This window comes from Streptomyces sp. PTY087I2 (assembly GCF_001687325.1).
Classification (GTDB): Bacteria; Actinomycetota; Actinomycetes; order Streptomycetales; family Streptomycetaceae; genus Streptomyces.
Genome location: NZ_LZRD01000049.1, coordinates 22587 through 33497 on the forward strand (window position 1 = coordinate 22587; position 10911 = coordinate 33497).

The window sequence follows — 10911 nt, forward strand, 5'->3', positions numbered from 1 at the left end:
CCTTTCGACCCGTTTGCACGGGTCTCCCCATCATCGAAGCAGCTCGTAAACGAGCGATGAACGAACGCCAGGGTGAACGAACGTCAGAACGACCTGAAGGGGGATGAAGGCACATGCGTCTGATTCGGGGGACCATCACCAGGACCGCCATGGCGGCCACCGTGCTCGCCACCGGCGCCATGATCTCGATGGGCGGAACGGCCAATGCGGCGGAGGCGGCCGCCACGATCCACGGCTGCCCGTCCGGGGCCGTCTGCCTGTACCCGGGCGCGGGCTGGAACAACGGGAATCCGACCTACCGGTTCTACTCGTACGACGCCCACAAGATCTACGACCAGTTCGGCACCAAGCGGCTCTTCAACAACCAGACCGGCGGTGCCAAGGCGTATCCGTGCAAGGGGAGCAACGGCACCGACTGCGACAGGGTCCTCGCGGCCGGCTTCTACCGCGACCTCAACATCACGCCGATCAACTCCATCAAGCTGACCAGGTGATACGGGGCAGGTGACACCGGCCAGGTGACAAGGCGGCGCGGGACCTCCACGAGATCCCGCGCCGCTTTCCTGTACGAAGGGGCCGGCTAATGCCGGTGGTCGCCACCCAGGTACATCCAGTCACCACCGGACAGCCCGAGCGAGCCCGGCCCGTAGGACGCCGACGACGTGTAGAGAGGCAGACCGGACTTGCCGCCGGGCAGGACCCACACCGCGCCCTGGCCGTTCTCCTGCGCCGCGCCCACCACGAGGTCGGGCCGCCCGTCCTTGTTCAGGTCCCCGGCGCTCACCGTCGCGCCGAACCGGTCTCCGGCCTCCACCGCACCCGGCACCCCGGCGGTGTCCTGCGTGAACGCGTAGGAGCCCGCCCCGAGTTGACCCGTACGACGGCCGGGGATGACCACGACGCCCCCGGCGTCCGCCTTCTTGCCGATCGCCTCGCCGGGCGCCCCGATGATGATCTCGGCGGCCCCGTCCTTGTTCAGGTCGGCCACCGCGACCGACGCCCCGAACGCGTCGCCGCGCTCGCCGCCGCCGGGCACGCCCGCCGTGTCCTGGTGGATGGTCATCGGCGCCTTGTCGTACGCCACACCCGACTTCGACCCGAACCACACGTGCACCGCCCCGCCGAGGTGGCCGAGGGGCGCGTCCGGGCGCGGGTCGTCGGGGTCGCCGAGCACGACGTCCCCGTAACCGTCCCCGTTGACGTCCCCGACCGCCGCGAAGAGGCCGTCGCCGCCGTGCAGCCGGTTGATCTTCTCCCAGGTCGAGTTGACGAAGACGGATCCGCCGCTCTTGTCGTCGCTGCGGCCGCCGACGAGGACGCGGTCGGCGGCCTTGTCGCCGTTCAGGTCCCCGTACGCGGCGGCGTTCATGAAGCCGGTCTCGTTGTGGTGGTAGGACGAGGCCACGATCTTGCCGGACCGCTTGAACGGACCGATCAGGCGCGTGGAGTCGTTGCGGTTCACGACGAGGACCTGCGCCCCGTCGGGCCCGGACCAGGCCGCGACGTCCTGCCCCGCCTGCCCCAGCTTCTCCTCCCGTGTCGGCAGGGCGACGCCGGACACCGGGCCCTTCTTGCCGCCCCACAGGACGGTGACCGCCCCGGCCGACTGCTTGGAGCCGATCTTCTCCTGCGGCGATCCGACGACGATGTCGGCGAACCCGTCCTTGTCGAGGTCCGCGAGGGCGATCGACGCCCCGAAGGCGTCGCCCTCCTCGGCCGTCCCCGGTACGCCCGGCGAGTTCTGCGTGATCACGGCCCGCTTGGCGGCGGAGACGCCCTTGGCCGACCCGTACAGCACGACGATCGCCCCGGCGTACGGCTTACCCGCGACGGTGGCCCCGGGGGCCGGGAGGACGATGTCCCGGTACCCGTCCCCGTTGATGTCGTGCGGGACCGGCAGCGCCGTGGCCCCCGCCGTCCCCCCGGACAGCGTGGTCGCGGCGACGGTCATCGCGGCGGTCGCGGCCAGCGCGGCGAAACGTCTCGTACGAGCGGTGTGTCTGGTCATGTGTGTGGTGCCCCCCACCTGTGTGTTGCTTACGTATGGGGGTATTCAGCCACGAGCCCTCGCGCCGCCGTGACGCGGGGGCCCTTTACGCAGGTGCTCCACGGGCGCAGTACGGGCGCTGTACAGGTGCTGTACAGGCGAAACGCCTACGCGGTCCAGGTCAGGAACGCCGACCAGGCGTCGGGCGCGACGGCGAAAACCGGCCCGTCGGAGACCTTGGAGTCACGGACGTGGACGGAGTGGGGGCAGGCGGCGACCTCGACGCAGTCGCCACCGCTGGCGTTGCTGTGCGAGGACTTCCGCCAGGCGGCGGACACCTCGACGCAGTCACCGCCGCTGCCGCTGCTGTAGGAGGACGTACGCCAGTCGAAGGCGACCTCGATGCACTCGCCGCCGCTGGCGTTGCTGTAGCTCGACTTGAACCACCGGAGGGTGCTGCTCATTCCGTCACTCCTGCCAACCGCTTGATGAGGTCCAGCGATTCACGAGGACCCAGGGCCTGTGACCGGATCTTCGCATAGCGCTGGGCGTACGTGCTCACCTTTGCCGGGGCACTGATGAGGAGGCTCTCCTCCTGGGCTTCGAGGTAGACGAGATGCTCGTGCTCCGGGGTCTCCACCAGACTCATCTGGCCGTGACCGGCCGCGTACTCGCCATACTTCCCGGCATCCAGGGGCAGCACGAGCAGCGTGACATTGCGTCGGCGGGCGCACTCCACGAGATGGAGCAGTTGCTCCCGCATGATCTCCTCGCTGCCGATGACGCGCCGCAGGACGGCCTCGTCGATGATGATCTCGATCATCGGGAGCGGGTCGCGGTCGAAGAGGGCCTTGCGCGCCATCCGCAGCTGGACCAGCTCCTCAACGCGGGCGTCGGGAAGCGGCGGGTATCCGCCACCGATCAGGGCCCGCGCGTACGCCTCTGTCTGGAACAGCCCGTGGACGACGTTGGTGACGAACAGCTGGAGGCTGACAGCGGCCTCCTCCAACAGGGCGTAATCCTTGAACTGCTCGGGCAGCCGTTCCATCCGCATGTACTGCCGTGCCGTCTCGAAGATGCGCGAGCCGTTGCCGTGCACCCGTTGCAGCTCGACGAGCATGGCGTCGCTGGCGGGCTGGGCGCAGGTCTCCATGGCGCTGATCGCCGCCGCCGAGTAGCCGATTTCCTTGCCTTGCTGCTCCTGCGTCCACCCGCGCTGGACGCGTAGCGTCCGGGCCATCTCGGCCACCATCCGGGCCATCGGGCTCGCGGTTTCCTTGTTCTCAGCACTCGCCATTTCGCGATCTCTTTTCGACTCAACCGAACTCAACCGGTCACTACTCGATGCCGTTGAACTCAACGCCGCTACAGCGAAGTTCGCGCAGGTCAACGGCTTTGCGACGCACCTCGGCAGGCATGGATAACGCTAGGTGATGGGGGTCACAATCGTCCCGTGAACGCAACTAATGGCGGTGTGACGGCGGACTGGATTCCGGAGTACGGATTCCATCTCCGCAAGGCGGGCGTGCAATTCGACGCGATCCGTGTGGACGGTGACGCGGGGCGGCGACTGGCCGATCTGATGGAGGAGTTGGTCGGGGGTGAACCGGGGCCCGTGGTCACCGAGTCGAACGGCCGGCGCGGGGTGTACTTCCTCGTGCCGCCCGGGTCGACGGCGGGGCGGCCGTGGCCGCGTGAGGTGACGCCGTTCAACTCGGCGACGGGCCGGATCAGTTACGTACCCGTACCGGCGCTCGGGGGCGACACGTGGCCGCTGATGTGGCGGTACCCGCCGACGCGGGCGGGGCGGTTCGTGCACACGTTGATCCTGTTCAACGCGGCGTACGCGTTACTGACTTGAGCGTCCGGGCCGGTCGTGGGAGGTCATGGTTGACAGTCTTTACTTGCACATGCAAGAGTCTGCGACGTGAGGGCGGCGCACCGACACGGATCTGCGCCGACACTCAATTGCATGCACGAGCAAGTAATGACCTTTCGTGGAAGGACCTCCCATGCACTGGCTCTACCTCGCCGTCGCTGTCGCCTTCGAAATCCTGGTCGCCATCGCCGCCGGAAAGGCCGAGGGCTTCAAGAACCGGAAGTGGACGTCGATCACGCTGGCCAGCGGTGCCGCCGCGACCTTCTTCCTCAGCAAGGCGCTGCTGACCTTCGACGTCGGCGTGGGCTACGCCCTGTGGACGTCGGTCGCGGGCGTCGGCATCACCGTGCTCGGGGCGCTGTTCTTCGGTCAGCGGCTGAACTGGCACAAGGCGATCGGCATCGTCCTCGTGATCGGCGGGGTCGTGGGCCTGCAACTGAGCGGTTCCGCCTGATGCGTAAGGGGGCGCGGCCCCCGCCACGTAACGCAGCGCAGCGCATCCCACGCACACCACCTGACAACTTCGACGAATTCGACGACTTCCCCGAGAGAGGCTCATTTCCCATGCCGAACGCTGCCAAGAACTCCACCGTCGCCGCCGCCAAGAACTCCTCCACCAACGCCTGGCTCTCGCTCCTGCTCGCCGGGGTCTTCGAGATCGGGTACGCCCTCGCCGTCGGCGGCAGCGAAGGGTTCACGGTCCTGACCTGGTCGCTGGTCGCCGTGGTCTTCTTCCTCCTGACGCTCTACGCGCTGAGCCTCGCTCTCCGTACGATCGACGTGAGCATCGGCTACGCGGTCTGGGCAGGTATCGGCGCGGTCGGTGCCGCCGTCCTCGGCCCGCTCTTCTTCGACGAAACGCTCACCGTGGCGAAGGGCGTCTGGCTGGCCGTGATCATCGCCGGCGTCATCTGGCTGAAGCTCGCGGACCGTACGAAGCCGGCCGCCGAGGCGGTGGCTCCGGCGCAGGCGACCGGGCGTCTCGCGGACCGGGCGGACGCGGTCCGGGCCTGACGCGCCACGACAGCTCCTCTCCCGCCCGGCCGCCCCCGGGGCGCTCACCTGATCGGCTCATCCCCGGCAGGCGAGCGCCCCGGGGGCGGCCGACGATGGCGTTACCGGTCACGCAAGCGCCCGTCGGCGTGCCCGCGTCCCGACCAGGAGGCCCCGCCGTGAGCACGACCGACACCGACAGCACCCCGGAAATCGACAGCACCCCGGAAACCGGCAGCACCCCCGACTTCGCCGACCGGACCGATTTCGAGGACGCGGACCGGGGTCTGGTGGCCGGACCCGCGAACGCGAGGATCACGGCGGCGGACGGGCGGGTCGTCTGGGACTTCGACGCCACGGCGTTCCTGCGGGAGGACTGCCCCGACACCGCTGACCCGAGCCTGTGGCGGCAGTCGCAGCTCTGCGCCCGCGCCGGCCTCTACGAGGTCACCGAGGGCGTCCACCAGATCCGAGGCTTTGATCTCTCGAACATGACCCTGATCGAGGGCGAGCGCGGCGTGATCGTCGTCGACCCGCTCGTCTCCCAGGAATGCGCGGCCGAAGGCCTCGCCCTCTACCGGGCCCACCGGGGCGAACGGCCGGTCACCGCCGTGGTGTTCACGCACTCCCACATCGACCACTTCGGCGGGACGCTCGGCGTGATCGGCCCCGACGACGACGTACCGATCGTCGCCCCCGCCGGCTTCATGGAGAACTCGGTCGCCGAGAACGTCTATGCCGGCACCGCGATGCTCCGCCGGGGCGCGTACCACACCGGGTGGGAGCTGGACCCGGACCCGCGCGGCCTGATCGGCGTCGGCCTCGGCTTCGCCGCCTCCACCGGACTGCCGAGCCTGCTGCCGCCGACCCTGGAGGTCACGCGCACAGGACAGGAGGAACGCCTCGACGGCGTCCTGTTCCGCTTCCAGCTCACGCCGGGCACCGAGGCCCCCTCCGAGCTCAACTTCCACCTGCCCGAACGGCGTGCCCTGTGCATGGCGGAGAACGCGACCCACAACCTGCACAACATCCAGACGCTGCGCGGCGCCCTGGTGCGCGACGCCCGGATCTGGTCCCGGTACCTCACCGAGTCCATCAATCTGTACGCCGCCGACTCCGACGTCCTCTTCGCCTCCCACCACTGGCCGACCTGGGGCACCGAACGCCTCACCGCGTTCCTGTCCGAGCAGCGCGACCTCTACGGCTATCTGCACGACCAGACGTTGCGGCTGCTCAACCAGGGGCACACCGGTATCGAGATCGCGGAGATGATCGAACTCCCGCCGCGCCTGGCCAGGGCCTGGCACGCCCGTGGCTACTACGGTTCGGTCAGCCACAACGTGAAGGCGATCTACCACCGTTACATGGGCTGGTACGACGGCCACCCGTCCTCCCTCTGGGAGCACCCGCCCACCGAATCCGCCCACCGCTACGTGGACTGCATGGGCGGCCTGGGCGCCGTACTGACCAAGGCCCGCGCCTACCTGGACGCCGGCGATCCGCGGTTCGCGGCCCAACTCCTCAAGCACGCCACCTTCGCGGCCCCCGGCGACAGCCGGGCCAAGGAACTACTGGCCGAGACCTTCGAACGCCTCGGGTACGGCGCCGAATGCGGAACCTGGCGCAACAACTACCTCATGGGCGCGCAGGAGTTGCGCAACGGCGTGAAGCCCGTACCGATCGCCGCCGACAGCATGGCCGCCGCGCTCTCCGTGGAGCAGATCTTCGACTCCCTCGCCATCCGCGTCAACGGCCCGCGCGCCTGGGACCACTCGCTGGCGGTGGTGTGGCGGTTCACCGACCTGGACGAGACGCACCGGACGAGCCTGCGCAACGGGGTCCTGGTGCACCACCGGGTAGCCGAAGACTCAGCCGACGGTTCCACCGACGGCTCTACCGACAACGCGGATCTCACCCTCACCCTGACCAAGCCCCAACTCATGGACCTGCTGGGCGGCTTGGGCCTCGCCGGCATCGAGCACACGGGCAACCCGGACGCCCTGACCATCCTCATGTCCGCCCTCGACACCCCGGACCCCGGCTTCGCCATCGTCACGCCCTGACGGCGCCCTGCCTGCCTCCCCAGGGCGCTTTGAGGAGGTCGCGGAGGGTGCGGGACCACCCCGCGCGTGCGGGGACCACGGTTGAGGGTGGGCACCCCCGGCCCATATGGCGGGAACACCCCCGCGCGTGCGGGGAACACCTCAGCCTCGGCGACCAGGCCGTGGTCGACGAGGGAACACCCCCGCGCGTGCGGGGAACACCGCTGCTCAGTCTGCAGCACCCCGGAGATCATGGGAACACCCCCGCGCGTGCGGGGAACACGCCGGACCGCCGTCCGCAAGCAGGACGGCCATGGGAACACCCCCGCGCGTGCGGGGAACACAGGGCGGCGGTGATGTCCCGGCCGACGGCGACGGGAACACCCCCGCGCGTGCGGGGAACACCTGGCTCCCTGGGACGACGGCCCCTACCTGGTGGGAACACCCCCGCGCGTGCGGGGAACACATGCATGAGGCGCGGCGTGCGGCGGGGAGTTGGGGAACACCCCCGCGCGTGCGGGGAACACCGCCCCGCGCGCACGCGCATCCTGTGGTTGCTGGGAACACCCCCGCGCGTGCGGGGAACACCGTTCGTGACCTGCGGCTTTATGTGCTCTGGGAGTGGTTTTTGCTCACTTCTTGAGAAACGGACATACCGCACCTGGAGTTGGAGTTCGTCAGTGGCGATTCTGCCCTCTGCTGACTGTGTGGCGCGGGTTCCCCGGAAGAGAGGCGTGGCTTTCGTCCCGTCGGGGCGGGTTTCAGGCATGGTTGGGGCTCAGACAGGTTTGAGCAGGTCGCGGAGGTTGGCCATGTGGGCTTTGACGGCGGCGATTTCGGCGGGGTCGAGGGCTGCGGGTCTGGGCAGCCTTCTCGGTGGCCAGGTAGGTGGTCCACCACTCGTCGTCGCGGGCAGTGCGGGACCACCCCGCAGGCGCGGTCGGCGTACCGCTCGGGAACCTCGTCAGTGAGCTGGACGGGAAGTAGCCCACGCCGCGCGAGAGTCGAGAGCTGCGCGGTCAGTCAGTGGCCGCGGATGTTGCAGGGAAGGGTGACGCCGTCCTCGGAGCAGTGGGGGTCGGTGTCGCCCTCTCCGGGAAGGGGCGCGCGCCGCCATCGGCGTAGCACGTCGTCACCGTGCGGGTGCCTTGCACTGGGGGCACTCGCAGGCGGGGAACTGATGCGAGGCCTCCGGCCGTGCGAGCGGAACGACTTCCGCTTCCTCTCGCAGGATCCGAGTGAGCCCCTCGCGGGTCACCTCGTACACCTTGATCGTCATCACGGGTAGTCCTCCCATCGCAGTCGGTGAGATATCGCCGACCGTAGAGATTCGCCGCGCACGCACACCAGCTGTGTGCAGATCTGTGCGCACAACCCCACTTCCGGGGGTAACTGCCGCAACGCCCTCTTGACTCAACTCATTTCGTAGCTAACCGTGTTGCACACAACTGCACACCATCCAATCGGAGGTGCCCATGTCGTTAGAGTTCATCGGAATCGACCCGCAGACCGGTGACGACGAGAGTCCGACCGTGTGGGTCGACCAAGAGAAGAAGGAGCTCGTCCTTCAGGGGTGGAAGCCGAGCCCCGAACTTGAAGCCGAGTGTGCTGCCCTCGAACTCCCCGGGCACGCCGTCGGGATTCCGGACACCGAAGCCGTCGTCCGTATCCCCGCAAGGATGGTGGACATGATCAGGGAGGCGTGCGATGTCCTCGAACGCGCCGACCAACTTCGCTGACCTGCTGGCTCGATGCGAACGCTCCGCCGTCCACCTGGAGATGCGGGACGTCTACGCCGTCGACAAGGAGAAGGGTCCGTTCGCCGAGTGGCGGAATGGCTTCCGCCATGACCCCGCAGATCGCGCGTCCTGGTGGCGGCCCTGGCTCGACCTGGTCGCCGGGGCCGTGGGCCGCGGCGTCGTCATCCGCCGGGCCCGAATCGTGTCCGAGCCCGTCAGCGAGTACATCCGTTTTGAGCACTCCGGTACGTTCACGAACATCGCCGCTGGCGAGCAGGTTCGTTGGCTGCCCCGCCGCCGCGCCTCCGGCATTGCCCTGCCCGGCAACGACTTCTGGCTACTCGATGACCGCCTCGTTCGCTGGAACCACTTCGCCGGTGACGGTTCCTCGCAGGGGCCCGAGCACACCACCGATCCGTCAGCCGTGAAACTGTGTGGCGAGGCGTTCGAAACCGTGTGGGACCGGGGCGTGCCGCACGACCAGTACGAGATCCGCTGACGACCGCACCCGGACAGGCCGGCTCATGACCACATCCCCCTCCTCCTCGGCCCAGGCCGCGCGCGAAGTCGTCGCAGGGCGACTGCGCGACCTCCGTAAAGGCGCCGGGCTCACGGTCACCGAGCTGGCGGCCGGGTGCGGCTGGCACCACGCCAAGACGTCCCGCATCGAGAACGCCCGCACCGCCCCCTCCGCCGGCGACATCCGCCGCTGGTGTCGGGCCGTCGGCGCGGAAACCCTGACCGAGGACCTCGTCGCGCAGTCGCTCCACGCCGAGTCCATGTACACGGAGTGGCGCCACCAGGTCCGCCACGGGCTCATGCAGCTACAGAACAGCTCGGTCGCCTTCTTCCGGCGGACCGAGCTGTTCCGTGTCTATTCCTCCTCGCTCGTCCCCGGCCTGCTCCAGACCGAGGGGTACGCGGCCGCCATCCTCGCGATGAGCGCCCGCTTCCGCGACCTGCCCGTCGATGACAGCGCCGAAGCCGCCCGCGCCCGTGTCGACCGCTCCCGCGTGATCCACGAGCGGGGCCACCGCTTCGTCCTCCTCATCGAGGAGGCCGTGCTCCACTACCGGATCGGCGACGCCGATGCGATGGCCGCCCAGCTCGGGCATCTCCTGACCGCCGGGGCCCTGCCGGCCGTGTCGCTCGGCGTCATCCCGTCGACCGCGCACCGCGAGCAGTGGCCGCGCGAGACGTTCCACGTCTACGACGACTCGCTGGTCTCCGTCGAGCTGGTCTCGGCCCGGGTCCGCATCACCCAGCCCAGCGAGATCGCCCTGTACGCCAAGGCCTTCGAGGAGTTGCGGCAGACCGCCGTGTACGGCGCGGCAGCACGGGCCCTCATAGTGAAGGCCATCGACTCCCTCGGATGACTCCATGGTCATGACGAACGGGCCCCGCCGTGGGGCCCGCTCATGGGTGTTGGCGGCGGGTCGCGGTCCAGGCCTGCGGCGAGCGGGCTCGGTGTGCTGGCCGGGCCCTCCGGTTCGGTCGGAGCCCTCGTCCGCCGGCAGACGAGGAAGCCCGGATCCGTGGGTACCGGATGCAGCGCGTACCCGTCCGGGCAAGCCGGGCCGCTCGTCCCTACCGTAGCGGCCGTCCTTGCCGACGCCGTCCGGAACATCCCCGCGCGTGCGGGGACCACACCCTTGAGCAGGCGACAGCAGCCAAGCACCAGGGAACACCCCCGCGCATGCGGGGACCACGCCTCCGACCGGGAGAGCGGGTCGGGCCCGCAGGGAACACCCCCGCGCGTGCGGGGACCACCCGGAGAGCACCGCACGGTACTGGCGGAAGTCGGGAACACCCCCGCGCGTGCGGGGACCACAGATGACCGGCCTCGGACCGCATCTGGCGGAGGGGAACACCCCCGCGCGTGCGGGGACCACTGGACCCAGGACCCCCGGAACCCTCGCGCCTGGGGAACACCCCCGCGCGTGCGGGGACCGCAGTTCGTGACCTGCGGCTTTATGCGCTCCGGGAGCGGTTTTTGCTCACTTCTTGAGAAACGGACATACTGCCCCTGGAGTTGTAGTGGTCGCAGTTGGAGTTCGTCAGTGGCGATTCTGCCCTCTGCCCGGCTGTGGGGCGCGGGTTTCTCGGAGGAGAGAGTCGTGGCTTTCGTCCCGTCGGGGTCTGTGTGTTGGTCTTGCTGGGGGCGGTAGGCCTGGCGGTGGCGGGTTGTTCAGGCGTGGTTGGGGTCAGACGGGTTTGAGCAGGGTGCGGAGGTTGGCCATGTGGGCCTTTACGGCGGCGATTTCGGTGGGG

General features: G+C 69.1%; 11 protein-coding genes and 1 CRISPR repeat array. Of the genes, 8 read left to right on the forward strand and 3 right to left on the reverse strand.

All coding sequences use genetic code 11. The features are described from left to right. Positions 1-113: 113 nt before the first annotated feature. The gene (locus tag A3Q37_RS33115; RefSeq protein WP_065490522.1) at positions 114-494 is read left to right on the forward strand and encodes a hypothetical protein; all 381 of its coding nucleotides are present in this window, start codon (positions 114-116) and stop codon (positions 492-494) included. Positions 495-580: 86 nt separating this feature from the next. On the opposite strand, the gene A3Q37_RS33120 is transcribed toward A3Q37_RS33115, so the two are convergent. The 3 genes from A3Q37_RS33120 to A3Q37_RS33130 all read right to left on the reverse strand — a co-directional run bounded on the left by A3Q37_RS33120 (position 581) and on the right by A3Q37_RS33130 (position 3284). Further along, positions 581-2008 carry an FG-GAP-like repeat-containing protein gene (locus A3Q37_RS33120; RefSeq protein WP_065490524.1) on the reverse strand — a complete coding sequence of 476 codons (1428 nt, stop codon included), beginning with the start codon at positions 2006-2008 and terminating at the stop codon, positions 581-583. A gap of 146 nt (positions 2009-2154) precedes the next feature. Next, positions 2155-2451, reverse strand: a complete 297-nt coding sequence (locus A3Q37_RS33125; RefSeq protein ID WP_065490526.1) for a DUF397 domain-containing protein — start codon at positions 2449-2451, stop codon at positions 2155-2157. Then, entirely contained in the window at positions 2448-3284 is an 837-nt protein-coding gene (locus A3Q37_RS33130) for a DUF5753 domain-containing protein (RefSeq protein ID WP_065490530.1), read from the reverse strand. The genes A3Q37_RS33125 and A3Q37_RS33130 overlap by 4 nt, the downstream gene beginning before the upstream one ends. A gap of 156 nt (positions 3285-3440) precedes the next feature. Between A3Q37_RS33130 and A3Q37_RS33135 the strand changes: the two genes are divergently transcribed. From A3Q37_RS33135 to A3Q37_RS33165, 7 genes are all read left to right on the forward strand, one after another. Next, complete coding sequence (locus tag A3Q37_RS33135) at positions 3441-3848, forward strand: hypothetical protein (RefSeq protein WP_176711564.1); 408 nt, start codon at positions 3441-3443, stop codon at positions 3846-3848. A 151-nt stretch (positions 3849-3999) separates the two neighbouring features. Beyond that, positions 4000-4320, forward strand: a complete 321-nt coding sequence (locus tag A3Q37_RS33140) for a multidrug efflux SMR transporter (protein WP_065490534.1) — start codon at positions 4000-4002, stop codon at positions 4318-4320. Positions 4321-4430: 110 nt separating this feature from the next. Beyond that, positions 4431-4880, forward strand: coding sequence for a multidrug efflux SMR transporter (locus tag A3Q37_RS33145; protein WP_065490536.1), 450 nt, complete (start codon positions 4431-4433; stop codon positions 4878-4880). Between the two features lie 95 nt (positions 4881-4975). Then, positions 4976-6922, forward strand: a complete 1947-nt coding sequence (locus A3Q37_RS33150; protein ID WP_255312027.1) for an alkyl/aryl-sulfatase — start codon at positions 4976-4978, stop codon at positions 6920-6922. Between the two features lie 50 nt (positions 6923-6972). Beyond that, a CRISPR array of direct repeats spans positions 6973-7489; the repeat unit is 29 nt; unit sequence GGGAACACCCCCGCGCGTGCGGGGAACAC. 887 nt (positions 7490-8376) lie between these two features. Then, on the forward strand, positions 8377-8640 hold the full coding sequence (locus A3Q37_RS33155) for a hypothetical protein (protein ID WP_065490538.1): 264 nt from the start codon (positions 8377-8379) through the stop codon (positions 8638-8640). Continuing rightward, complete coding sequence (locus A3Q37_RS33160) at positions 8609-9139, forward strand: DUF6879 family protein (protein ID WP_065490542.1); 531 nt, start codon at positions 8609-8611, stop codon at positions 9137-9139. The genes A3Q37_RS33155 and A3Q37_RS33160 overlap by 32 nt, the downstream gene beginning before the upstream one ends. Positions 9140-9164: 25 nt before the next feature. Next, on the forward strand, positions 9165-10016 hold the full coding sequence (locus tag A3Q37_RS33165; RefSeq protein ID WP_065490543.1) for a helix-turn-helix transcriptional regulator: 852 nt from the start codon (positions 9165-9167) through the stop codon (positions 10014-10016). The last annotated feature ends 895 nt before the right edge of the window (positions 10017-10911 follow it).

Excerpts from the sequence above, each read along its gene's own strand:
- A3Q37_RS33125 (WP_065490526.1), bottom strand. The coding sequence starts at position 2,451 with ATGAGCAGCACCCTCCGGTGGTTCAAGTCGAGCTACAGCAACGCCAGC.
- A3Q37_RS33130 (WP_065490530.1), bottom strand. The coding sequence starts at position 3,284 with ATGGCGAGTGCTGAGAACAAGGAAACCGCGAGCCCGATGGCCCGGATG.
- A3Q37_RS33115 (WP_065490522.1), top strand. The coding sequence starts at position 114 with ATGCGTCTGATTCGGGGGACCATCACCAGGACCGCCATGGCGGCCACC.
- A3Q37_RS33155 (WP_065490538.1), top strand. The coding sequence starts at position 8,377 with ATGTCGTTAGAGTTCATCGGAATCGACCCGCAGACCGGTGACGACGAG.
- A3Q37_RS33160 (WP_065490542.1), top strand. The coding sequence starts at position 8,609 with ATGTCCTCGAACGCGCCGACCAACTTCGCTGACCTGCTGGCTCGATGC.
- A3Q37_RS33120 (WP_065490524.1), bottom strand. The coding sequence starts at position 2,008 with ATGACCAGACACACCGCTCGTACGAGACGTTTCGCCGCGCTGGCCGCG.
- A3Q37_RS33140 (WP_065490534.1), top strand. The coding sequence starts at position 4,000 with ATGCACTGGCTCTACCTCGCCGTCGCTGTCGCCTTCGAAATCCTGGTC.
- A3Q37_RS33150 (WP_255312027.1), top strand. The coding sequence starts at position 4,976 with ATGGCGTTACCGGTCACGCAAGCGCCCGTCGGCGTGCCCGCGTCCCGA.
- A3Q37_RS33145 (WP_065490536.1), top strand. The coding sequence starts at position 4,431 with ATGCCGAACGCTGCCAAGAACTCCACCGTCGCCGCCGCCAAGAACTCC.
- A3Q37_RS33165 (WP_065490543.1), top strand. The coding sequence starts at position 9,165 with ATGACCACATCCCCCTCCTCCTCGGCCCAGGCCGCGCGCGAAGTCGTC.